Raw genomic sequence first — 22,927 nt, 5'->3', positions numbered from 1 at the left:
TGGGTGATTGACGTCCAGGTTCGTGCAGAGACCGGTGAGATCCTGACGTATGCATCTCACGCATTGGACTGGATGGCGACTCTTCAACATGTGGACGAGGAGGAGTTTCCCTTCCTGGGAAGTCTTCTCCCCTTTGCGGATGCGATGTTCAACTCCCGGCAGGCCGGAAGACTCAGAAGGGAACTTGCCAGCCAACCCATCCGTGAACTCCTGGGCGAAGGCCCGGCTTCGTAGGAGACTGAGCTCTGGCGGTTGCCCGGGTCGGGGGGTCAATGGTCGCCGCCGTTCTGTTCGATGGCGCGCTGGACGGCCCGGTAGATCTGGCCGAACCGGAGCGCATCCGAGCTACGGAGCAACATGATCTCCTGACCCTGGTACTGCACCCACAGCTCCTGCACCTTGCTGCCGCGTTCGTACGACCGGTCCAGCCAGTACAGCGGCAGCTCCAGGAACGGGAACAGCGCGAGTGCTCCGACGACACAGACCGCCAGGATGAGCGCGGCGAGCTTCCACTCGCCCCGGTCCTGGGCCGAGTACGCGAGCGACAGCACGCAGACCATCGCGACCAGCGGCGGGATCGAGAACAGGAAGATGAGTACGCCCCGCCCGGCGAGCCGCCCCCGGGTCCGGGCCGAGCCAGGCCCCCGGGCATGCCAGACGTACGCCACCTCGGAGACCGGTACGGAATGCCCGTTCGCGTGGATGACCTCCGAGGTCACCCGTACCGTGTCGTCGCGGTAGTAGAGCGTCACCACTCCAGCAAAGCGCGGCTGTCAACGTTCCGGCGAACGGTCAGCCCTTGTTGGCGCCCAGCGTCAGACCGGAGACGAACTGGCGCTGGAGGACGAAGAAGACGATCAGTGTCGGAAGTGCGACCAGGATCGAGCCGGCGGCCAGCAGGTTGTAGTCGGTGAAGTAGACCGACCGGAGGTTGTTCAGCGCGCTGGTCACCGGCAGCTTGTCCCCGGTGGACATCAGCACCACGGCCCAGAGGAAGTCGTTGTAGATCCAGGCGAACTCCAGGGTGCCGAGCGCGCCGAGCGCCGGCCGGACCAGCGGCAGGATGACCTGCCAGTACTGCCGCCACACCCCGGCGCCGTCGACGGTTGCCGCCTCGATCAGCTCTCGGGGGATGGTGTCCATGTAGTTGCTCAGCACGAAGACGCAGAAGCCGGTCTGGAACGCCACGTGGATCGCGATGATCCCCCAGTACGAGTCGTAGACCAGCTCCGACGGCCAGCTCATCCACCACGGCAGCGGCAGCTTGGTGTACATCAGGTACACCGGGGTCAGCACCACCTGCTGGGGGAGCAGGTTGCCGGCGGTGAATCCGATCAGTAGCACCTTGCCGCCGGGCAGTCGACGCCGGGAGATCAGGAACGCCACGAACGAGGCGAAGAAGAGCGTGAGCAGCACGGCCGGTACGGCGACCAGCAGGGTGTTCAGGAAGTGCGTGGGCAGGTTGCCGCCCCGCCACGCCTGCACGTAGTAGTCGAAGTTGAGCGTGCGCGGCAGCGAGAAGTAGCCCTCGGCGGCGGTCTCCGCGTACGGCCGCAGCGAGGCGTACAGCGGAAGCAGCAGCGGTACGAGCCAGCCGAGCGCGACCACCCAGAGGAAGATCCGGATGACCACCCGCAGCGGGCTGACCGGGCGTCGGCGGGTGGTGGGCCCGGTGACCCGGGCCGGGCCGCTCACGCCTCGTCCCGGCGGAAGACCTGCACCAGGTAGACGGCGATGAAGCCGGTGGAGATGAGCAGCAGGATCACCGCGATGGCCGAGCCGTACCCGATCCGGCTGGCCTCGCCGACGATGTTGTCGGTGACCAGTACGGAGAGCAGTTCCAACCCGTTGCGTCCCCGGTTGATCGCGTAGACGATGTCGAACGCCCGCAGCCCCTCGATGACGGTGATCACCAGCACGATCACGTTGACCGGGCGGAGCGCCGGGAAGACGACCCGGAAGAAGGTCTGCACCTCGCCCGCGCCGTCGATCGCGGCCGCCTCCTTGAGGGACGGGTCGACGGCCTTGAGCCCGGCGAGGTAGAGCAGCATGACGTACCCGACATGCCGCCAACCGACCAGGAGCAGCACCGACCAGAGGTTGATCGACGGGTCACCGAGCCAGTCGATCGGGTTGTCGGTCCGGCCGAGGATCGCGTTGGCCGCCCCGTAGTCGCGGGAGAAGATGAGCTGCGCGATGAAGCCGACGACCGCGAGCGAGAGCACCACCGGCAGGTAGAAGGCGGTCTGGTAGAAGCGGGTGAACCGCATCTCCCGATCCAGCAGCACGGCGAGGAACAGCCCGAACGGGGTGGCGACCAGGCCGAGGAAGGCCAGCCAGAGCAGGTTGTGCCGGACCGCCGGCCAGAACGGCGGATAGTTGCTGACGATGTTGACGTAGTTGTCCAGCCCGACCGGCTCGATCTCGGAGATGCCGTTCCAGGAGGTGAACGACAGCCCGATCGAGGCCAGCGCGGGGCCCCAGATCAGCGCCAGGTCGAGCAGCAGCGGAAGGCCGAGCAGCAGCCCGATGACCGCGATGTCGCGCGGGGTGAACCGGCCGACGCGTCGGCGTCGGCGTTGGCGCCGGGTCGGCGGTCCGGCCCCGTCGGGCGCCGGTGGAGAGTCGACGGGCGGTGCCGTCGGGATCGGGTTCACCGGGCCCGCGTTCAGGAGGCGAAGATCGTCTTCTTCTGGGACTCGATCCGCTTACAGAGCCCGTCCACGTCCTTCGGTGAGTTCAGGAAGCTCTGCAACGAGGGGATCATCACCGTGGAGGCGAAGTCCGGCCGGGTGTCCCGGTCGAGGAACTGCGAGATCTGCTTCGCCCCGCCGACCAGCTCGACCGCCTTCTTCTGCAAGCCGTTGTAGCCGCTGGTGTCGGCCGAGTCGTTGGTGGCCACGTTGTTCGGGTCGCTGCGCAGGTACGCGTTCTGCGCCTTGGCGCTGGCCAGGTAGCGGAGCAACTCCTTCGCCCCGTCCAGGTTCTTCACCTTGCTGGAGATCATGAAGCCGTCGATCGGCGCCTCGACCGCGTCCTGGCCGTGCGCCTCGGCGATCTGCGGAAACGGGAAGAAGTCGAGGTCGGCCGCTGCCTCGCCCTGGAACTGCTGCCCGACGAACATCCCCAGCAGGTACATCCCGGTCTGCTTCTGGCCCAGCGACTGCGCCGCCTCCTGCCAGGTCCGCCCGTTCGCCCCCGGCTGGTTGTACGGCAGCAGCTCCTGCCACAGCGCGAAGACCTGCTTGACCCGGCTGTCCTCCCAGGACTCCTTGCCGGCCATCAGGCTGACGTGGAAGTCGTACCCGTTGGCCCGCATGTTGATGTAGTCGAAGGTTCCCATGGCGGGCCAGCCGTCCTTGTCCGCCATGGCGATCGGGATCAGCCCGTCGGTCTTCATCTTGGCGGCCAGCGCCTTGAAGTCGTCCCAGGTCTTCGGGATCTGGTAACCCTTCTCCTGGAACAGGCTCTTCCGGTAGAACACCGCCCACGGGTAGTAGTAGAACGGCACGAAGTACTGCTTGCCGTCGCTGCCGGTCGACGCCTTCTTCATCGCCGCCGAGAATTCGCCGCCGATCGACTGCCAGATGTCGGAGATGTCGGTGGCCAGTCCCTGGGCGGCGAAGTACTGCATCCGGAAGCCGGAGAACCAGCTGAAGATGTCGTCCGGGGTCGCCTGGAGGTAGCGGGTGATGTTCTCCTGGAACGTGTTGTGGTCGACGGTGTTGACCCGTACGTCGAGGCCGGATGCCGTCATCACCTCGGCGATCGCCCTCTTGGGCACCTCGTCGGAGTAGTTGGACCCGAAGGTGACCGTTCCGCCGCCCTCGCCGCCGGTGCTCGGCTTCTCGCAGGCGGCCAGTCCGGCGGGCAGGGCCAACGCGCCGGCCGTGTACGCGGCTCCACCGAGCAACCGGCGCCGGGTCAGCGCGGTCGCCTGCCGTGGCGCGGTCGAGTGCGGTGGCGCGGTCGGCTTCAGGATTGCGCTCGGCTTCAGGAGCGCGGAGCGGGCGATCGCTGCCGGGACGCTCTGGTCGTGCTGCGGATTAGCCATCGTGTCTCCTCGCGCCGCTGCGGGTGGGACCGACCACCGCTTCGCAGCCGATCCGCGCACGAAACCTGCCCGCAACAGTAGGAGGCGCCGCCCGAGACAGTCAAGGACTTAGATCAACTGATGTCCGGCCCTGTTGGCCCGTACCCGGCGGTCGGGGCGGTCAGCGGCGTACCGGGATCGCGGCCTGCTCGACGGCCCGCTCCAGGGCCCGGTAGATCTGGCCGAACCGCAGCGCGTCACCGGTGGCCAGCAGCCGGACCGGCGTACCTCGCCACTGGGCCCAGATCTCCAGTTGGTGTGCGCCCCGGCTGTAGCTCCGGTCGACGTGTTCGAGCAGATAGTCGGCGACCGGAGCGGCGGCCAGGCCGACCAGGAGGGAGACGCCGACGATGGCGATCGTGACGGTGACCGAGGTGTGCAGGCGTACCGCGATCAGGATGCCGATGGCGGCGGCGACCAGCGGGCCACCCAGGGCCGCGAGCAGTGCGCCGCGACCGGCGAGCGCACCCCAGGAACGTCCGCCGCGGACGTGCCAGACCCGGGCGACCTCGGTCAGCGGGTAGGCGCGGCCCTCGACCCGGATCAGCTCCGAGGTGATCCGTACCGCGCGGTCGTCGTAGTAGATGGTCATCGCCGTCACGTCCTCGCCAGAGTCCGACGCGCTCCGCCTATCGGCGAGATTACCCCGGTGGGCGGTCCCGTATCCGCCCCACGACCTGCCCGTTAGGGTGAGCCTCGCGACTTCGACGTGGAGGTGGGCTGTGGGCGACTTCGTCCAGGTGGAGATCGGCGACGGTATCGGCACGATCCGGTTGGCCCGGCCGCCGATGAACGCGCTGAACACCCAGGTACAGGAGGAGTTGCGGGCCGCCGCGACCGCGGTCTCCGCCGATCCGGGCGTCCGCGCGGTCATCGTGTACGGCGGTGAGAAGGTCTTCGCGGCCGGCGCGGACATCAAGGAGATGGCCGACATGTCGTACGTCGACATGGCGGAGCGGGCCGCCGAACTGTCCAGCGCGCTCGGCGCCATCGCCCGGATCCCCAAGCCGGTGGTCGCGGCGATCACCGGGTACGCCCTCGGCGGCGGCTGCGAACTGGCGCTGGCCTGCGACTGGCGGGTGGTCGCCGAGGACGCGAAACTCGGCCAGCCGGAGATCAAGCTCGGCATCATCCCGGGGGCGGGCGGTACGCAGCGGTTGGCCCGGCTGGTCGGACCGGCCCGGGCCAAGGATCTGATCCTGTCCGGTCGGATGGTCGACGCGGCGGAGGCGCTCCGGATCGGGCTCGCCGACCGGGTGGTGCCGGCCGAGTCGGTGTACGCCGAGGCGCTGGCGCTGGTGCGGCCGTACCTGAACGGCCCGGCCCAGGCGCTGCGGGCGGCGAAGCTGGCGGTCGACGGTGGCCTGGAGATGGATCTCGCCTCCGGGCTGGCCTGGGAGAGCCAGCTCTTCGCGGCGCTGTTCGCCACCGACGACCGCCGCGAGGGGATGACCGCGTTCGTCGAGAAGCGCAAACCGGGCTTCACCGGCCGGTAGCCGGGCGGGTACGAAGGGCTGATCCAGCGTCGCAGCCGGCCGGCGGCCGGGCGGGTACGGCAGCCGGGCAACGGGTGCGGCAGCCGGGCGGGTACGGCCGCCGGGTGGCGGGTGCCCCTCGACAGTAGGCGAGTGTTCTTCACGTTTAACCTGACTGGCCGGTAACCTCGCAGCAACCACGGCGGACGACAGGAGCGGCGATGACCGGACGGATCGAAGGACACGGCGGCGCCCTGGCCCTGGCGGCCCTGCGGGCGTACGGCGTGCGGGAGATGTTCACCCTCTCCGGCGGCCACGTCTTCCCGCTGTACGACGCGGCGCACCGGACCGACTTTCCGATCTACGACGTCCGGCACGAGCAGTCCGCGGTGTTCGCCGCCGAGGCGGTCGCCAAACTGCAGCGCCGGCCGGGTCTCGCCGTACTCACCGCCGGACCCGGGGTCACCAACGGCATCTCCGGGCTGACCAGCGCCTTCTTCAACGCCTCCCCGGTGATGGTGCTCGGCGGCAGGGCCCCGGCCTTCCGCTGGGGAGCGGGCAGCCTCCAGGAGATCGACCATGTGCCGCTGGTCGCACCGGTGACCAAGCACGCGGCCACGGTGTGGTCCACCGACGACGTACCGGGGGCGGTGGCGGGGGCGTTGACCGAGGCCCTGACCCCACACCGTGGGCCCGTCTTCCTGGACCTGCCGCTGGAGGTCATCTTCTCCACCGGCGAGACGGACCCGCCGGTCGCGGCGACCATCCCACCCGTCGAGCCGGACCCGGACCAGGTCGCCGAGGCGGCCCGGCTGATCGCCGCCGCGGAGCGCCCGGTCATCATCGCCGGCTCCGACGTCTACGCCGGTGACGCGGTCGCGGCGCTGCGCGAGGCCGCCGAGGCGCTTCGGGTACCGGTCTTCACCAACGGGATGGGCCGGGGCGCGCTGCCGCCGGGATATCCGCTCAACTTCGCCAAGGCCCGGCGTACGGCGCTCGGCGGCGCCGACCTGGTCGTGGTGATCGGCACCCCGCTCGACTTCCGGCTCGGCTTCGGCGAGTTCTCGGGCGCCCGGGTGGTGCACATCGTCGACGCGCCGAGCCAGCGGGCCACGCACGTCGAGCCGACCGTCAGCCCCGCCGGTGACCTGCGGCTGATCCTCACGGCGCTGGCCGAGTACCCCGGCGACCGGACCGACCACGAGTCGTGGATCGCCGACCTGCGTACCGCCGAGGACGCCGCCCGGGAACGGGACGCGGCGGCGATGGCGGCGGAGACCGACCCGATCAAACCGGCCCGGGTCTACGGCGAACTGCGCCACGTCCTCGCGCCGGACGCGGTCACCATCGGCGACGGTGGCGACTTCGTCTCGTACGCCGGGCGTTACCTGGAGCCGGCCCAACCGGGTACCTGGCTGGACCCGGGCCCGTACGGCTGCCTCGGCACCGGCATGGGGTACGCGATGGGGGCCAGGGTCAGCTACCCGGATCGGCAGATCTGCGTACTGATGGGCGACGGCGCCGCCGGTTTCTCGCTGATGGACGTCGAGTCGCTGGTCCGGCAGAAGCTTCCCGTGGTCATCGTGGTCGGCAACAACGGCATCTGGGGCCTGGAGAAGCACCCGATGCGCGGCATGTACGGCTACGACGTCGCCGCCGACCTCCAGCCCGAACTCCGGTACGACCAGGTGGTGACCGCCCTCGGCGGTGCCGGCGAGACGGTGGCGAAGGCGGGCGACCTGCGACCGGCCCTGGAGCGGGCCTTCGACGCCGGCGTCCCGTACCTGGTCAACGTGCTCACCGACCCGGCCGACGCCTACCCCCGCTCCTCCAACCTCGCCTGATCTCCCGGTTAAGAAGGGGCCCTTCTTCTACAAAAAGCGATAAGAAGGGGCCCTTCCTTACCGGTCTGACCAGAACCAGGCGCGGTCCGCGTCGGTGGGGTGTGGCGATGGCGGGGTGGGGTGCGGGGGTTCTACGGCTACCGTCAGGTCGGTTATCTGTAAGGGTGGTTGGTCGGTGGCGAGGGCTGTCCGGGAAGGGTTTCGGGACGGTGCTGCTGCCGGTTCTGGCCATGGTTCGGCGGGGGTGGGATGGGGCGGCGTCCGGCCGGCCGCCAGGAGTGGCAGGAGTAGTACGCCGAGGACGAACGGGGCGGCCATGTACCGGGCGGCCTGCGCGTTGTTGACGACCAGCACGGAGAGTTGGTTACCGAGGCTCAGGGTGGCCAGGGCCAGCAGGGCGCGGTCCCGACGGCGCCAGGCAAGCAGGCCGACCGTCAGGTACGCCAGGTAGGCCCAGGTGGCACCCCGCCACAGCAGCCACTCCGGTTCGGTGATCAGTTGGGTCAGCCGGTCCGCCACCCGACTGGCCCGGTCACTGAGCGGTCGGGCGTACGCCACGGCCCGGACCCCTGGATCGCGGAACCTCGGATCCCGGTCGAGATAGATCGGCAACGCCCAGGCGGTCGGGTTGCCCCGCAGCCCGCCGGCCGGGGTGGGCCGCCAGGCGATCGAGCCCCGGCAGGCACGGGCGGCCAGCACCGTACCCGGTGATCGGCGGACCAACCGCCACCAGGCCGACAGGAGTTCGTCCCGGTGGGCCGCCGCGGCCCGGCGGTCGAAGTCGGGGTGGTAGACGGTGGGGTCGACGGTGTAGCAGGTCGCCGACCGGCGCCAGTGCGCCAGTGGCGCCACCTTCGCCAACAGTGCCGCGTCCGTGGCCGGCAGGTCCAGCGGATCCTCGGCGTAGCCGATCGCGAGGTCGGAGAGGAACGCCTCGTAGGCCACGATGGACTCGCTGTCCCGGACCCCGAGGGTGGGCAGCAGCACCCAGTTGGTCAGCAGCGCGGCCGTTGCGGCCAGCACTCCGGCCAGCAGGACCCGGAGCGCGGCGCCGCGCAGCAGCCAGGCGACCAGTGCGGTGACGACCGTTGCCACGACGAAGCCGTTCTGCCGGAACAGGCAGATCAGGGTGAGTTCGAGCAGGAGGGCGCCGAACAGGATCCGGGGCAGGGGGCGGGGCGTGCCGGCCCGGCGCGTACGTCCGGTCGCCGGGCTGGTCGGAAGGGGGGGTGGGCGTCGGGTGAGCAGCCGGGCCACCGTGCCGAGCAGGAAGACGTGGCAGATGACGAACGGCACGTCCTTCCAGACGCAGACCACGAACGTGCCGACCGGCGGCAGCGCGACGATCGTGACCGCCGCCGTGATCCAGCCCCAGGCCGGGCCGCCGAGCCGGCGCAGACCGGTGACCGCGTACGCCAGGCCGGCGGCCAGGGCGCAGGTCTGGGCCAGGGTGAGTACGCCGATCCCGTCGGTGAGCCGCATCGACAGCCAGACCAGCGCGGTGTAGGTGACCGGGTGATGGGTGTTCCAGTTGCCGCTGCTGGCCTGCCAGACATGGTCGAGCGAGTCCGGGCTGAACAGGCCGGGATAGCGGGCGACCCACCAGAACAGCAGCACGGCCTGGGTGAGGGCGTAGGTGGTCAGGCCGAACAGGATCGGTCGACTCCGTAGCCTGTCCAGCCACCGGACCGGCCCGACATCCGGTGCTGTCGATGCGTTCGCCGGCCATGCCGGTCCGGCCACCACCCCGTGTGCCATGCCATCCGTCCTTCGCCCCGGGCGCGGCCGCGCCGACCAGCGGTGCGAGGGGTGGTGGCACCGATCCGGGCCATGGTACGACCGCCGTGGCCCGCCGGTCCCGGGAACAGCCGACTCCCGGCGCCGGAAGGGTCGTCCGGCCGTCCACCGGGGCTCGTCAGCCGGCTGTCAGCGCCGAACGGCCGGTGTCAGCGCCGGCTCAGTCGCGTTGGTCATGGTGGTGGCACCAGTGGAAACCGACGGGAGAGAGTTCATGAGCTACGCCATCCGGGCCGAGGGGTTGGTCAGACGCTTCGGCACGACCACCGCGCTGGCCGGAGTGGATCTGGAAGTCCGGGCCGGCACCGTGTTCGGTCTGCTCGGCCCCAACGGGGCGGGTAAGACCACGGCGGTACGGGTGCTCGCCACCCTGCTCCGACCGGACGCCGGTACCGCCACGGTCGGCGGCTACGACGTACTCCGGGACGCACACCAGGTTCGTCAGGTGATCGGCCTGACCGGCCAGTACGCGTCGGTCGACGAGACACTGACCGGTGCCGAGAACCTGCTGCTGATCGGTCGCCTGCTCGGGATGTCCCGGGCCGACGCACGGGCCCGGGCTCGGGAACTGCTCGCCGGGTTCCATCTCTCGGACGCGGGGGACCGGGCGGCCAAGACGTACTCGGGAGGGATGCGGCGCCGGTTGGACCTGGCGGCGAGCCTGGTCGGTCGACCCCGGGTGCTCTTCCTCGACGAGCCGACCACCGGGCTCGACCCGCGCAGCCGTACCGAGCTGTGGGGGATCGTGCGGGACCTGGTCGGATCGGGGGTGACCGTGCTGCTCACCACCCAGTACCTGGAGGAGGCGGACCAGCTCGCCGACGAGATCGCGGTGATCGACCACGGTCGGGTGATCGCCCAGGGGACGCCGGAGGAGCTGAAGACCAAGACCGGTGGCCAGGCCCTGGTGGTACGCCCGAAGGACCCCGGCGACCTTCCGGTGGTCGTCAGCGTGCTGCGGGAGGTGACCGGGGCCGAACCGGAACTGGTCCAGCACACCGTCACCGTGCCGGTGAACACCGAGGACGTCCTGCCCACGGTGGTACGCCGGCTCGAGGCCGCCGAGGTCACCATCGCCGAGCTGGCGTTGCGCGGTGCCAGCCTGGACGAGGTCTTCCTGTCACTCACCGGGCACCGTGCCGAGGACGAGAACGCCGCCCCCGGCCAGTTGGAAGGAGCGTCGGCATGACCGCGATCAGTGCACCGGTCACGGTGCCGAGCCGTCGGGTCAGCCCGCTGCTCGGGGTACGCCACACCATGACGCTGGCCTGGCGGAGCCTGGTGCAGATCAAGCACAACCCGATGGAGCTGCTCGACCTGAGCATCCAACCGGTGATGTTCGTGCTGCTCTTCACGTACGTCTTCGGCGGCGCGATCGCGAACAGCCCGACCGACTACCTGCGGTTCATGCTGCCCGGCATCATGGTGCAGAACGCGCTCTTCGCCACGATGACCACCGGTTTCGGGTTGAACACCGACCTGACGAAGGGGGTCTTCGACCGACTCCGGTCGCTGCCGATCGCCCGGTGGGCACCGCTGGCCGGTCGGATCCTCGCCGACACGGTCAAGCAGGCCTGGTCGATCGCGCTGCTGCTGGGCATCGGGATGGTGCTCGGCTTCCGGATCGGTACCGGCCCGTTCGGGGTGCTCGGCGCGTTCGCGCTGCTGCTCGCCTTCTCACTGGCGGCGGCCTGGATCTCGGTGCTGGTCGGGGTGCTGGTCAGCGATCCGGAGAAGGTGCAGATCTTCGGCTTCATGGTGATCTTCCCGCTGACCTTCACCAGCAACATCTTCGTGCCGACCGAGAGCATGCCCGGCTGGCTCCAGGCCTGGGTGAAGGTGAACCCGGTCTCCACGCTGGCCGACGCGCTGCGCGGGCTGCTGGTCTCCGGTGCGGAGTCGGGGCCGATCATCACATCGCTGCTCTGGGGGCTGGGCATCGTGGTGGTGTTCGCGCCGCTGGCCGTCCGCGCGGTCAAGCGCCGGGTCTGAATACACCGGCGTGAACCGCGGACGCCGTGGGAGTCAGTCGAGTACGGCCCGGACCAACTCGGGTAGCCCGGTCGGACTGGCGCTCGTCCGGCCGCGCGCGAACGCCTCGGCGAAGTCCGCTTCGCCGAGCGCCTCGCGCGCGGCCGACTCGATCCGTAGTCCGTCCAGGATGGACCGGTCGGGCCCGCCCCGGATGCTGTGCGCGGCGCCGAGCAGCATGGCGGCCGGTCCGGGCCGACCGATCCGGAGCGCCAGGTCGGCGTAGCCGACCAGCACCCCGCTGATCACGGGTGCGTCGTAGAACTCCAGCGCCGTCGACAGGGCCTGGTCGTGGTGCTGCCGCGCCGCCAGCAGGTCACCGAGCGCGGCGGTCAGGGCACCCTGCGACGAGGCGAGCATCGCCCGCCACTGTGGGGCCATCTTGTGGTCGGTGACCAGCGCGACGGCCTGGCCCAACTGTTGCTGCGCGCCGCGAAGGTCACCCGCGGTCCGCAGGATCTCGGCGTACTCGTGCGCGACGGCCGCCCGGCATTCGTCCGACCCGATCCGCTCGGCCTCCCGGCCGGCCTCGACCAGCAGGGCGACCGCCCGTTCGCGCTCACCGACCTGCCACAGCTCGTGGGCCAGCCGGGTCTGCATCACCGGAAGGTCCTCGGCGGCACCCACCACCCGCATCAGGGCCACCGCCTCGGTGTGGAACTCGGCGGCCCGTTCGTGCTCGGCGCGCCGGCCGGCCAGGTCGGCCAGGGCCGCGATGGCGTACGCGGTGCCCCACCGTTCGCCGATCGACCGGAACCCGTCGAGCGCGAGGAGCATGTCGGCCTCCGGGCGTTCGTCCGGGCACCCCATGTTGAGTTCGGCGTGGGCGTGGAACATCCGGCTGACCGCGCGGATCCACGGGTCCGGATCGTCGAAGCGGGCGGCGAGCAGGTCGAGCGTCGGCTCGCCCAGGTAGCACTCGAAGATCACCGACATCGGCTCGATCAGGCGCAGCAGCGGATGCGCGTGCTCGTGCCCCTGAGCGGTCCGGCCCGCGCGGTTCAACCACTCGCCACCCCTGGCGAGTTCGCCGCTGCTGGCGAGCAGGTTCATCGCGGTCATCATCTCCGCGACGGCGACCTGGTCCCGGGGCAACCGATCGACGCCGGGCAGCGCCAACGCCGGCACCGCCAACTCGACACCCTCGACCCGCATGCCGCGCATCCACCAGTACCAGCCGAGCGCCGCGACCAGCCCGACGCCGATTGGAGCATTCCCGGTGGCGATCGCCCAGCGCAGGGCGGCGTGCAGGTTGTCGTGCTCGGTGGTCAGCCAGCCGAGCCAGCGTAGTTGGTCCGACCGGCGCAGTTCGGCGTCGGCGGTCCGGGCGAGGGCGAGGAAGTCGGCGGCGTGTGCCTCGCGCATCCATTCCGTCTCGCCGGCCTCGGCCAACCGGCGCAGTCCGTACTCCCGGGTGGTCTCCAGCATCCGGTAGCGAGGCTCGCCGTTTCCGCTCACCACCACCAGCGACTTGTCCACCAGCGCCGAGAGCCGGTCGAGCACGTCGTCCCGGCTCAGTACGTCGTCGGGCACGTCGGCGCCATCGGGTGCGCAGATCCGCTCGATGGCGTCCAGGGTCGCCCCGCCGGTGAACACCGCCAGCCGGCGCCAGAGGGCCCGTTCGGCGTCGTCCAGCGGTTCCCAGCTCCAGTCGAAGACCGCGCGCAGCGTCTGGTGCCGGGGCAGCGCGGTGCGGCTGCCGCCGGTGAGCAGCCGGAACCGGTCGTCCAGCCGGGCGGCGACCTGGGCCGAGGTCATCGTCCGCAGCCGGGCGGCGGCCAGTTCGATGGCCAGTGGCATCCCGTCCAGGGACCGGCAGATCTGGATCACCGAGGCGACGGTGTCGCCGTCCACCGCGAAGTCCGGACGGGCCGCGCCGGCCCGGTCGGCCAGCAGCCGCACCGCGGGGTACGACAGCGCCGTCACCGGGTCGGCCGACGGCGGCGGCAGCGGAAGTGACTCGACCGGGCAGAGGGTCTCGCCGGTGATGCCGAGCGGTTCCCGACTGGTCGCCAGCACCCGCAGTTCCGGGCAGGTGCCGAGCAGCCGCTCGGCGAGCGCGGCGACGGCGTCGAGGACGTGCTCGCAGTTGTCGAGCAGCAGCACCACCCGGCGAGACCCGATGGCGCCGACCAGCCGGCCGACCGCGTCCGCCGCCTCGGGCAGCGGAACCCGGTTCCGGGCGGCCGCCAGCATGCCCTGCTCGCGTAGGCCGAGCAGTTGCAGGATGGTCTGCGGGACCTCGGCGCCGTCGGTCACCGGGGCCAGTTCGACCAGCCACAGCCCGTCGAGGGGCAGGCCGAGCAGGGTACGCCCCGCCTCCGTCGCCAGGCGGGTCTTGCCGGCGCCACCCGGGCCGATGAGCGTGACGAGACGGGATCCGGACAGCAGGTCGGTGACCCGGCCGATCTCCTTCTCCCGGCCGACGAAGCTGGTCAGCGGAATCGGCAGGTTCGTCGTCCGGAGCGGGTCGGCGGCCGGGGTCCGGCCGTTCGCCAGGGCCGGGTCGGCGGTCGGGGATGAGGCAGGCTGCGGGGATGAGGGGGCCGGCGGGATCGGTGGCCCGGGGTGGGACGTCGGGCGGGCGGGATCGGCGTCCCGGAGTAGTTCCAGGTGCAGTGCGGCCAGTTCGGGCGCGGGTTCCGTACCGAGGGTCTCGGCCAGCGTGCTCCGCAGCCGGGCGTACGCGGCCAGTGCCTCGGCGGACCGGTTGGTGGCCCGCAACGCGCGGATGAGCTGTCCGGCGAAGCGTTCCCGGACCGGGTGTGCCCGGACCAGGGCGTGGAGTTCCGGCACCAGCGCGGCGGCCTCGCCCGAGGCCAGCCGGGCGTCGATCCGTTGTTCGATGGCGCTGAGCCTCAGCTCGTCGAGTCGGGCTGCCGGCCCACGGGCGAAGGTGGCGTCCGCGACGTCCGCCAGCGCCGGCCCACGCCAGAGGTCGAGCGCGTGGGCCAGTGCGGTCGCCGCGCCGGGTGGGTCGGACCGGAGCAGGGCCCGGCCGGTTCCGACCAGGTGCTCGAACCGGGACACGTCCACCGCCGCTGGTTCGACGGCCAACCGGTAGCCCGTCGGGTGTGACTCGATCGGCGCGTCCGGCACGGTGCGGCGCAGCCGGGAGACGAGCGCCTGTAGCGCGTTGGCCGCACCCGCCGGTGGCTCGCCCTCCCAGAGCCCGTCGATCAGCCGGCCGGTGTCGACCACCCGGTCGGCGTCGAGGGCGAGCAGGATCAGCAGCCGGCGTAGCCGGGCGCCGGTGACCGGCACCGGCGTTCCGGTGTCGGCCGTCACCTCCAGCGGGCCGAGCATGGCGATCTGCACGCCGTCGATTGTGCCTGCCGCCGTCATCTGGCCGGCGGCAATATTGGCCCGGGTCGGTGCCGGTGGCGCTCAGGCCTCCGGCTTGTCCTCCTCACGGGGCGGGTCGCTGCTGTCACCGCCCCGCAACTTGTCCTCCCGGCGGCGCAGGTCCTGCTCCCAGCGTTCCAGCAGCTCCCGGTCCTGCTTCGACCGCTCGCTGTCGAGCGAGCGGAGAAACTCCGGATCGTCGTCGGGCGCGAGCGGGCGTTGCCGGTCCCGGCCGGTGGTGCCGCCGCCCGGCCGGTTACCGGCCGCCGGTGTGGCCGGGACCGGACGGCCGGCGACGAACCAGGCGATCGAGCCGACCAGGGGGAAGAACAGGATGATCAGAACCCAGGCGAAGCGCGGAAGTGCCCGGATCTCGTCGTTCTCGGCCGAGAGGCAGCTGATCAGAGCGACGACGGCCAGGATGAGTTGTCCGATGGCGAGGATCGCGTAGAGGCGGACCATCTGGTCATGATGACGTACCGGGCCGGGTCAGCGCATGGACGCCAGCACCAGCAGCACTCCGAGTCCGGCGAAACCGGCCGAGGAGAGGGCGACCAGCGGCAGCGCCGGACCGGGCCGACCCGGCCGTCGGGCGAGCGGACCGCCGAGCCCGGGCAGGGTGACGACGAGTACCGCCAGCCAACCCAGACCGGCCAGGACGACGACCACCGCGCCGAGCGTTCCGCCGGCCAGGGCCAGCCGGGCGGTGAGCACGGCCACCACACCGACCGCCAACGCGGTACGCCGCCAGGCCAACCGGGTGCGCAGGGTCGCCAGCCCGACGTCGGGGTCCGGGTGCCGGGGCTCCGCCGGTACGGGTTCCGGCCTCATGCGTTCCGGGCGGCCTGGACCAGCACCGCGATGACGAGCAGGACGGCACCGAGGCCGACCAGCAGGGCGAGCACCGCCGGGAACCGGGACGCCGGAAGCTCCTGGCCGAGCCGGATGGCGCGTTCGGTCCGGGCCCAGTGGTCGACGGCGCGGACCGCGACCGTGCCGCCGAGCAGCAGCAGTGCCACGGCGAGCCCCTCACGCAGGTGGGGGATCGGCATCGGAGGCAGGAACTGCGCGACGGCCAGTCCACCGGCGATCAGCGCCAGGCCGGTCCGCAGCCAGGCCAGGAAGGTGCGTTCGTTGGCGAGCGAGAACCGGTAGTCCGGGGTCTCGCCCACCTCGCGCAGTTCCCGTGGGTCGAACCACTGTCTGATCGCCTGGTACACGATCGCGATTATCCGATGGACATCGGCCTTAGCCTGGTCGGGTGACTGATCTCGACGCCGACCTGCTGCGTACCGTCTACGACGCCCAGTTGCGGGCCCGGGTGCCCGAGCCGGTTCCGCCGGGCGTGACGGTGGAGCGGGACGGCCCGCTGCTGCGGATCCAGGGACTCGACCGGGGTGGCTTCCTCACCTACCGCGACCTGGCCGGGCTGGCCGGGGCGGAGCTGGACGAGCTGATCGTGCGGCAACGGGACCACTTCGACAGGCTGGGCCAGGAGGTGGAGTGGAAGCTGCACGGCCACGACGAGCCGGCCGACCTGGCCGACCGGTTGCGGGCCGCCGGCTTCGTACCGGAGGAGCGGGAGACCGTCGTGATCGGTCCGGTCGCGCCACTGGCGGCGACGCTGCCGGTGCCACCGGAGGGCGTACGCCTGCGTGAGGTGACCTTCCGGGCGGACCTGGACCGGATCGCGGAGCTGAAGTCGCAGATCTGGGGTGCGGACGGAGGCTGGCTGGCCGACGGACTGGAGCGGGAGTTGGCCGCCGGTGCCGAGTTGGACCAGCCGCCGCTGACGATCGTGGTCGCCGAGGCGGGGGACGAACTGGTCAGCGCGGGCTGGGTGCGCTTCGTCCCCGGCACCCGGTTCGCCACTCTCTGGGGCGGGTCGACCCTGCCGCACTGGCGTCGCCGGGGCATCTACCGGGCGCTGCTCGTCTACCGGGCCCGGCTGGCGGACGCCCGTGGCTTCAATCTGTTGCAGGTGGACGCCTCGGAGGACAGCCGGCCGATTCTGGAGCGGCTCGGTCTCGTCTCGGTCACCACCACCACGCCGTACGTCTACACTCCGACCCGTGACGCAACCGCTGAGCGCTGAGGAGCGGGCGACCCTGAAGAGTGCCGCGTTCGGCGCGGTTTACCTGGTGTCCAATGCCGAACCCGGCGCCCTTTCCATGATCAAGGAAAGTCTCGCGGCGTCGAACGCGTTCGCCCGGACCACGGGTCTGGTCCGGGAGTTGCTCACCACCGGCAACCTGCCCCAGTTGCCCAGCGGGGCGTCGGCCGACGTCCCGGCGACGGTGCTGCCCGCGCTGCGCCGTTCGGTGGAGATCCTGCGGACGAAGGCGCCCGGTGAGGTGGCCAGCTACCGGTCGGCGGTGCTGCACGCGACCGAGGTGGTGGCGCGGGCGCACGACGGGATCAGCGCCAACGAGGCGGCGGTGCTGGCGAGCGTCCGCGAGGCGCTCGACTCCGCGGACTGATCCCGCCGCGCCGCGGTGAGCTGTGTCACCCCGAGGCGCCGGAGAGGCAAAGCTACTTGCGGGTAACATTAGCCGTAAGTAACGCCACACCTTCCCGTGCGCCGGCCGGTCGTTCGTCGGTTGACCGATCGTTAAGGAACGCGGGAGGCTGCTCCCGAGCAACCGGGCGGGATCGCCTCGACAGCGGGGACCGCCATCAACAGGAGGGGTCGTCGAAGCGCGATGAACATCGTCGTACTCGTCAAGCAGGTGCCCGACTCGGGCGCGGACCGCAACCTGCGCAGTGACGACAACACCGTCGACCGGGGGTCGGCAAACAACGTCATCAACGAGATGGACGAGTACGCCATCGAAGAGGCGTTGCGGATCAAGGAAGCCCACGGCGGCGAGGTGACCGTGCTCACCATGGGGCCGGAGAAGGCCGCCGAGTCGATCCGCAAGGCGCTGTCGATGGGGCCGGACAAGGCCGTACACGTGCTCGACGACGCGCTGCACGGATCCTGCGCCGTGGCGACCTCCAAGGTGCTCGCCGCCGCGCTCGGGCAGCTCGGCGCGGACCTGGTGCTCTGCGGCGCCGAGTCGACCGACGGCCGGGTGCAGGTGCTGCCGCACATGCTCGCCGAACGGCTCGGCATCGCCGCGCTGACCGGCGCCCGCAAGCTGACCGTGGACGGCGCCAACCTGACGGTGGAGCGGCAGACCGAGGAGGGCTACGAGGTGGTCGCCGCGGCGACCCCGGCGGTGGTCTCGGTCTGGGACACCATCAACGAGCCCCGCTACCCGTCCTTCAAGGGCATCATGGCCGCCAAGAAGAAGCCGGTGCAGACGCTGTCCCTGGCCGACCTGGGCGTCTCCGCCGACGAGGTGGGTCTGGCCGGTGCCACCAGCGTCGTCGTGGGACACAGCCGACGCCCGGCCCGGGCCGGCGGCGAACGGATCGCCGACGACGGCACCGGCGGCGCGAAGCTGGTCGAGTTCCTCGCCACCGAGAAGTTCGTCTGAGCGGCATCGAGAACAGGAGGAATGACCATGGCTGAGGTTCTCGTCGTCGTCGAAGCCACCCGGGAGTTCGGCGTCAAGAAGGTCACGCTCGAACTGCTCACCCTCGCCCGCGAGCTGGGCAGCCCGGCGGCGGTGGTGCTCGGTGGTCCCGGCGCCGTGGCCACGCTGGCCGACAAGCTGGGCGAGTACGGCGCGGAGAAGATCTACGCGGCCGAGCACGAGGAGATCGACGGTCACCTGGTGGCCCCGAAGGCGACAGTGCTCGCCGAACTGGTCCGGCGGGTGGAACCGGCCGCCGTGCTGCTCGCGTCGAGCCAGGAGGGCAAGGAGATCGCCGCCCGGCTGGCCGTCAAGCTCGACAACGGGGTGCTCACCGACGTGGTCGGGCTGGCCGCCGACGGCACCGCCACCCAGGTGGCCTTCGCCGGATCGACCATCGTCACCTCGCGGGTCACCCGGGGGCTGCCGCTGGTGACCCTGCGGCCGAACTCGGTGACCCCGAGCGCCGCCCCGGCCACGCCCGCCGTCGAGCAGCTCGACGTCACACTCGGCGACGCCGACAGGCTGGCCCGGGTGGTGGAACGGGTGGCCGAGCAGAAGGGCAGCCGGCCGGAGCTGACCGAGGCCTCCGTGGTGGTCTCCGGCGGTCGTGGCGTCGGCAACGCCGACAACTTCAAGCTGGTCGAGGAGCTGGCCGACCTGCTCGGTGGCGCGGTGGGCGCGTCGCGGGCGGCGGTCGACTCCGGCTTCTACCCGCACCAGTTCCAGGTGGGTCAGACCGGCAAGACGGTGTCCCCGCAGCTCTACGTGGCGCTCGGCATCTCCGGAGCGATCCAGCACCGGGCCGGCATGCAGACCTCGAAGACGATCGTCGCGGTGAACAAGGACGCCGAGGCGCCGATCTTCGAGCTGGCCGACTTCGGCGTGGTGGGCGACCTGTTCAAGGTCGTACCGCAGGCCGCCGAGGAGATCCGCAAGCGCAGGTAGCCGTACGTGACCCTCGGTGCCCGGTCGGGTCCGGTTCGCTCCGGAGCCGACCGGGCGGCCGAGTGGGCCGTCCGGCCCCTGCCATTAGGCTGGATGGCGATGACATATCTGGATCACGCGGCGACCACTCCGATGCTCGAAGAAGCATTGGAGGCGTACGTCGCGACCGCTCGCGAGGTCGGCAACCCGTCGTCACTGCACGCCGCCGGACGGTGTGCCCGGCGCCGGGTGGAGGAGTCGCGGGAACGGGTCGCCGCCGCGCTGGGCGCCCGACCGTCCGAGGTGGTCTTCACCGGCGGCGGTACCGAGAGCGACAACCTTGCGGTCAAGGGCATCTTCTGGGCGCGTCGGGCCGCCGATCCGAGCCGGTTCCAGGTGGTGGCGAGCGCCGTCGAACACCACGCGGTGCTCGACTCCGTCGAGTGGTTGGCCCAGCGCGAGGGTGCCAGCGCGAGCTGGCTGCCGGTCGACGAGGCGGGGCGGCTCGACCCCGACCGGCTGGCCGCCGTTCTCGACGCGCACGCCCCGCAGGTGGCCCTGGTGACCGCGATGTGGGCGAACAACGAGGTGGGCACCGTCCAGCCGATCGCCGCGCTCGCCGAGGTGGCCGCCGCGTACGGGGTTCCGTTCCACACCGATGCGGTCCAGGCGGTCGGTCAGGTGCCGGTCGACTTCGCGGCCAGCGGGGTGGCGGCGTTGACGGTCACCGGGCACAAGCTCGGCGGGCCGGTCGGGGTCGGTGCGCTGCTGCTGGGCCGGGACGTGGACTGCACGCCGGTGCTGCACGGCGGCGGGCAGGAGCGGGACGTCCGGTCCGGCACGCTCGACGCCGCCGGGATCGTGGCCTTCGCCGTCGCGGTCGAGGCCGCGGTGAAGACCCAGCAGGAGTACGCCGCCCGGGTCGCCGCACTCCGCGACGACCTGGTGGCCCGGGTCCGGCAGGCGGTGCCGGAGGCGCTCTACAACGGCGATCCGGTGGGCCGGCTGCCCGGCAACGCGCACTTCTCCTTCCCCGGCTGCGAGGGCGACGCCCTGCTGTTGCTGCTCGACGCGCAGGAGATCGCCTGCTCGACCGGATCGGCCTGTTCCGCCGGGGTGGCGCAGCCCTCGCACGTACTCCTCGCGATGGGTGCCGACGACGACCGCGCCCGCTCCTCGCTGCGGTTCTCGCTCGGCCACACCTCGACCGCCGAAGACGTCGACGCGCTGGTCGCCGTGCTGCCTGCCGTGGTCGAGCGGGCCCGCCGGGCCGGCGCGGTCAAGTCCGCCCGGAGCTGAGCACCGCCCTGACGGCCGGGTCGGGCCCGCGGCCGGGCCGGTTACGCTCGGAGGGTGGAAGGGATGAACCGGTGAAGGTACTGGCAGCGATGTCCGGCGGGGTCGACTCGGCGGTCGCCGCCGCGCGGGCGGTGGACGCCGGCCACGACGTGACCGGGGTACACCTGGCGCTGGCGCGTAACCCGCAGACCTACCGCACCGGCGCCCGGGGCTGCTGCACGCTGGAGGACTCCCGGGACGCCCGGCGCGCGGCGGACGTGCTCGGGATCCCGTTCTACGTCTGGGACCTGGCCGACCGGTTCCACGAAGACGTGGTGGAGACCTTCGTCGCCGAGTACGCCGCCGGCCGTACCCCGAACCCGTGCCTGCGCTGCAACGAGAAGATCAAGTTCGCGGCGGTGCTGGACCGGGCGGTGGCGCTCGGCTTCGACGCGGTGGTCACCGGCCACCACGCCCGGCTCGGCCCGGACGGGCTGCTGCGACGCAGTGTCGACGAGGCCAAGGACCAGTCGTACGTGCTGGCGGTGCTCACCCGCGAGCAGTTGGACCGGTCGGTCTTCCCGCTCGGCGACTCGACCAAGGCGCAGGTACGCGCGGAGGCGGCCCGGCGTGGCCTGGCGGTCGCCGAGAAGCCCGACTCGCACGACATCTGCTTCATCGCCGACGGCGACACCCGGGGCTTCCTCGCCAACCGGCTGGGCGAGGCTCCGGGCGACATCGTCGACGCCGGTACCGGCGCGGTGCTCGGCGCCCACTCCGGCGCGTACGCCTACACGGTGGGCCAGCGCAAGGGACTGGCGCTGGGGGTACCCGCCCCGGACGGGCGGCCCCGCTACGTGCTCTCGATCACCCCGAAGACCAACACCGTGACGGTAGGCCCCGCCGAGGCGCTGGAAGTCTCCACGGTCAGCGCCGAGCGCCCGGTCTGGCCCACCGCCCCCCTCCCCACCACCCCCATAAGCTGCGAAGTCCAACTCCGCGCCCACGGCCAGGTCGTCCCCGCCACCGTCCACCTCACCGACGACGGCACCCTGCACGCCGACCTGCACCGCCCGGTCCGCGGCGTGGCCGCCGGCCAGGCGATCGTGGCGTACCGCCCCGACCCCGCTGGCGACGTCGTCCTCGGCTCCGCCACCATCATGTAAGGAAGGGCCCCTTCTTATCGTTTTCTGTAGAAGAAGGGCCCCTTTTTAACGCTCCTGCGCGGCGGGGGCGGAATGGGCGGTTGGTGGGATCCGGCCTGGTGGGGCGTGGTACGAATACCGGGGCGGACCACGCGGGGCGGGCGGATTGGTGGCAGGGCAGCGGCCGGCACGGCTCTTGCGTCAGCGCGAGCACTCGCGCCAGGCGTCCTTCCTCGAACTCTTCTTCGACCTGGCCTTCATCGTGACGCTGATGACGATGTCGGCGCGGCTGGTCCGCAACCTCGACTGGCTCAACGTCGGCGAAACGGCGATCCTGTTCGCCGCCGCCTGGTGGGTGTGGGTCGCGACCGCCTGGTCGACGGACTGGTACAACCCCAACGAGCCGATCATCCGGACGCTCGTCCTCGGCGTGATGTTCCTCGGCCTGCTGATGGCCGCCGCCGTTCCGAGGGCCTTCGGCGAGCACGGGCTCGTCTTCGCCGGTGCCTATGCGGCGATCCATCTCGGTCGGGCCGCGCTGCTCATGCCGGCACTACGCGGTCATCCGGTGCAGCGACGTACCCTCCTGGTCGCGATCTGGTTCGGGCTGTCCACGATCCCATGGATCGTCGGCGCACTCATGTCGGGCACGGCCCGGCTGGCCCTCTGGGCGCTGGCCGTCGTGCTGGACTACGCCAGCGCCGCGCTGGGCTGGCCGGTGCCGAGGCTGGGCCGCCTGCCCTCGGCACAGTTGCGGGTGATCGGCGAGCATCTGTCGGGGCGCTACCAGCAGGTTTTCATCGTCGCCCTGGGCGAGATCTTCCTGGTGATGGGGATGGCGTACAGCCGGGACCGCCTCGACCCGGTCGAGACGGTCATGTTCGCCGTCACCTTCGTGAATGCCGGGCTGCTGCTGTGGATGTACTTCGTGCCGGCCAGTAGCCGGCTCGGCGGAGCGATCGAGGAGAACCAGCCCCGCGGGGCCGTCCTCGCGGCCTACTGTCACGCGATCATGATCGCCGGGACGGTCCTCACCGCGGTCGGCGCCGAGGTGATGATCACCCATCCGCTCGGTGAGACCCGGGCGGCCTGGTCGGCGGCGATCATCGGCGGAACCGGGTTGTTCCTCACCGGGCGGATCCTGATGAGCCTGCTGCTGTGGGCGCGGTACACGTGGCGGTCGATCACGGGCCTGCTGGTCCTGCTCGCCAGCAGCCCCGGCCTGATCCGGCTTCCGCCGCTGGTCGTGGGGATCGTCACCAACGTCGTCCTGCTTGCCGTGGTGCTGGCCTACACGTTCCGGGCCGAGGCACGTCAGGCCCGGGCCGAGCAGCGGCGGGCGGCGGAGCGGCGGGCGACGGAGCGGCCGGTCGAGGAGCGGCAGGTGACCGAGCGGTGGGCGGAGGAACACCGCGAGGAGCGCCGGGCTGAGGAGCGGCGGCACACCACCTGACGGTCGGGATGCGCCGCC

The 22,927-nt window shown here is 71.3% G+C and carries 22 protein-coding genes; 12 read left to right on the top strand and 10 right to left on the bottom strand.

Annotated elements, in window-relative coordinates:
- Positions 1-3: 3 nt before the first annotated feature.
- Complete coding sequence (locus tag ACFP2T_RS15705; RefSeq protein WP_377422059.1) at positions 4-234, top strand: hypothetical protein; 231 nt, start codon at positions 4-6, stop codon at positions 232-234.
- 35 nt (positions 235-269) lie between these two features.
- On the opposite strand, the gene ACFP2T_RS15700 is transcribed toward ACFP2T_RS15705, so the two are convergent.
- The 5 genes from ACFP2T_RS15700 to ACFP2T_RS15680 all read right to left on the bottom strand — a co-directional run bounded on the left by ACFP2T_RS15700 (position 270) and on the right by ACFP2T_RS15680 (position 4,685).
- Positions 270-752 (bottom strand): DUF6232 family protein, encoded by a 483-nt coding sequence (locus ACFP2T_RS15700; RefSeq protein WP_377422057.1) that lies wholly within the window; start codon positions 750-752, stop codon positions 270-272.
- Positions 753-792: 40 nt separating this feature from the next.
- Entirely contained in the window at positions 793-1,695 is a 903-nt protein-coding gene (locus tag ACFP2T_RS15695) for a carbohydrate ABC transporter permease (protein WP_377422054.1), read from the bottom strand.
- Positions 1,692-2,657, bottom strand: a complete 966-nt coding sequence (locus tag ACFP2T_RS15690) for a carbohydrate ABC transporter permease (protein WP_377422052.1) — start codon at positions 2,655-2,657, stop codon at positions 1,692-1,694. The genes ACFP2T_RS15695 and ACFP2T_RS15690 overlap by 4 nt, the downstream gene beginning before the upstream one ends.
- Positions 2,658-2,668: 11 nt before the next feature.
- Positions 2,669-4,054: an ABC transporter substrate-binding protein gene (locus tag ACFP2T_RS15685; RefSeq protein ID WP_377422049.1), complete on the bottom strand. Its 1,386-nt coding sequence runs from the start codon at positions 4,052-4,054 to the stop codon at positions 2,669-2,671.
- Between the two features lie 160 nt (positions 4,055-4,214).
- Positions 4,215-4,685, bottom strand: a complete 471-nt coding sequence (locus ACFP2T_RS15680; RefSeq protein ID WP_377422047.1) for a DUF6232 family protein — start codon at positions 4,683-4,685, stop codon at positions 4,215-4,217.
- 130 nt (positions 4,686-4,815) lie between these two features.
- Here ACFP2T_RS15680 and ACFP2T_RS15675 point away from each other — a divergent pair, with 130 nt between their 5' ends.
- Together ACFP2T_RS15675 and ACFP2T_RS15670 are read left to right on the top strand one after the other, a co-directional pair.
- Entirely contained in the window at positions 4,816-5,589 is a 774-nt protein-coding gene (locus ACFP2T_RS15675) for an enoyl-CoA hydratase-related protein (protein ID WP_377422045.1), read from the top strand.
- A 200-nt stretch (positions 5,590-5,789) separates the two neighbouring features.
- Entirely contained in the window at positions 5,790-7,412 is a 1,623-nt protein-coding gene (locus tag ACFP2T_RS15670; RefSeq protein ID WP_377422043.1) for an acetolactate synthase, read from the top strand.
- 57 nt (positions 7,413-7,469) lie between these two features.
- On the opposite strand, the gene ACFP2T_RS15665 is transcribed toward ACFP2T_RS15670, so the two are convergent.
- A complete protein-coding gene (locus tag ACFP2T_RS15665; RefSeq protein WP_377422041.1) occupies positions 7,470-9,170 on the bottom strand; it encodes a hypothetical protein in 1,701 nt (566 codons plus the stop codon).
- A 253-nt stretch (positions 9,171-9,423) separates the two neighbouring features.
- Between ACFP2T_RS15665 and ACFP2T_RS15660 the strand changes: the two genes are divergently transcribed.
- Together ACFP2T_RS15660 and ACFP2T_RS15655 are read left to right on the top strand one after the other, a co-directional pair.
- Positions 9,424-10,398 carry an ATP-binding cassette domain-containing protein gene (locus tag ACFP2T_RS15660; protein WP_377422039.1) on the top strand — a complete coding sequence of 325 codons (975 nt, stop codon included), beginning with the start codon at positions 9,424-9,426 and terminating at the stop codon, positions 10,396-10,398.
- A complete protein-coding gene (locus ACFP2T_RS15655; protein WP_377422037.1) occupies positions 10,395-11,201 on the top strand; it encodes an ABC transporter permease in 807 nt (268 codons plus the stop codon). The genes ACFP2T_RS15660 and ACFP2T_RS15655 overlap by 4 nt, the downstream gene beginning before the upstream one ends.
- A gap of 33 nt (positions 11,202-11,234) precedes the next feature.
- Here ACFP2T_RS15655 and ACFP2T_RS15650 read toward each other — a convergent pair whose 3' ends face one another.
- From ACFP2T_RS15650 to ACFP2T_RS15635, 4 genes are all read right to left on the bottom strand, one after another.
- On the bottom strand, positions 11,235-14,558 hold the full coding sequence (locus ACFP2T_RS15650) for an AfsR/SARP family transcriptional regulator (RefSeq protein WP_377422035.1): 3,324 nt from the start codon (positions 14,556-14,558) through the stop codon (positions 11,235-11,237).
- A 69-nt stretch (positions 14,559-14,627) separates the two neighbouring features.
- Complete coding sequence (locus ACFP2T_RS15645; protein ID WP_377422033.1) at positions 14,628-15,047, bottom strand: PLD nuclease N-terminal domain-containing protein; 420 nt, start codon at positions 15,045-15,047, stop codon at positions 14,628-14,630.
- A gap of 27 nt (positions 15,048-15,074) precedes the next feature.
- Entirely contained in the window at positions 15,075-15,416 is a 342-nt protein-coding gene (locus tag ACFP2T_RS15640) for a YidH family protein (protein WP_377422031.1), read from the bottom strand.
- Positions 15,413-15,805: a YidH family protein gene (locus ACFP2T_RS15635; protein WP_377422029.1), complete on the bottom strand. Its 393-nt coding sequence runs from the start codon at positions 15,803-15,805 to the stop codon at positions 15,413-15,415. Before ACFP2T_RS15635 ends, ACFP2T_RS15640 begins: the two co-directional genes overlap by 4 nt.
- Before the next feature lie 41 nt (positions 15,806-15,846).
- Between ACFP2T_RS15635 and ACFP2T_RS15630 the strand changes: the two genes are divergently transcribed.
- The 7 genes from ACFP2T_RS15630 to ACFP2T_RS15600 all read left to right on the top strand — a co-directional run bounded on the left by ACFP2T_RS15630 (position 15,847) and on the right by ACFP2T_RS15600 (position 22,909).
- Positions 15,847-16,680 (top strand): GNAT family N-acetyltransferase, encoded by an 834-nt coding sequence (locus ACFP2T_RS15630; protein WP_377422027.1) that lies wholly within the window; start codon positions 15,847-15,849, stop codon positions 16,678-16,680.
- Positions 16,658-17,065: a hypothetical protein gene (locus tag ACFP2T_RS15625; RefSeq protein WP_377422026.1), complete on the top strand. Its 408-nt coding sequence runs from the start codon at positions 16,658-16,660 to the stop codon at positions 17,063-17,065. Before ACFP2T_RS15630 ends, ACFP2T_RS15625 begins: the two co-directional genes overlap by 23 nt.
- A gap of 222 nt (positions 17,066-17,287) precedes the next feature.
- On the top strand, positions 17,288-18,067 hold the full coding sequence (locus ACFP2T_RS15620) for an electron transfer flavoprotein subunit beta/FixA family protein (protein ID WP_377422025.1): 780 nt from the start codon (positions 17,288-17,290) through the stop codon (positions 18,065-18,067).
- Positions 18,068-18,094: 27 nt separating this feature from the next.
- Positions 18,095-19,054, top strand: coding sequence for an electron transfer flavoprotein subunit alpha/FixB family protein (locus tag ACFP2T_RS15615; RefSeq protein WP_377422024.1), 960 nt, complete (start codon positions 18,095-18,097; stop codon positions 19,052-19,054).
- 99 nt (positions 19,055-19,153) lie between these two features.
- Positions 19,154-20,332: a cysteine desulfurase family protein gene (locus tag ACFP2T_RS15610; protein WP_377422022.1), complete on the top strand. Its 1,179-nt coding sequence runs from the start codon at positions 19,154-19,156 to the stop codon at positions 20,330-20,332.
- Positions 20,333-20,403: 71 nt separating this feature from the next.
- A complete protein-coding gene (gene mnmA, locus ACFP2T_RS15605) occupies positions 20,404-21,477 on the top strand; it encodes a tRNA 2-thiouridine(34) synthase MnmA (RefSeq protein ID WP_377422020.1) in 1,074 nt (357 codons plus the stop codon).
- A 148-nt stretch (positions 21,478-21,625) separates the two neighbouring features.
- Positions 21,626-22,909 (top strand): low temperature requirement protein A, encoded by a 1,284-nt coding sequence (locus ACFP2T_RS15600; RefSeq protein WP_377422018.1) that lies wholly within the window; start codon positions 21,626-21,628, stop codon positions 22,907-22,909.
- Positions 22,910-22,927 lie beyond the last annotated feature (18 nt).

The sequence above is a fragment of the Plantactinospora solaniradicis genome (genome assembly GCF_042658085.1).
Taxonomy (GTDB): Bacteria; Actinomycetota; Actinomycetes; order Mycobacteriales; family Micromonosporaceae; genus Plantactinospora; species Plantactinospora solaniradicis.
Note: the sequence above shows the minus strand (reverse complement) of the source record. Positions and strands in the feature narration are given on the sequence as shown.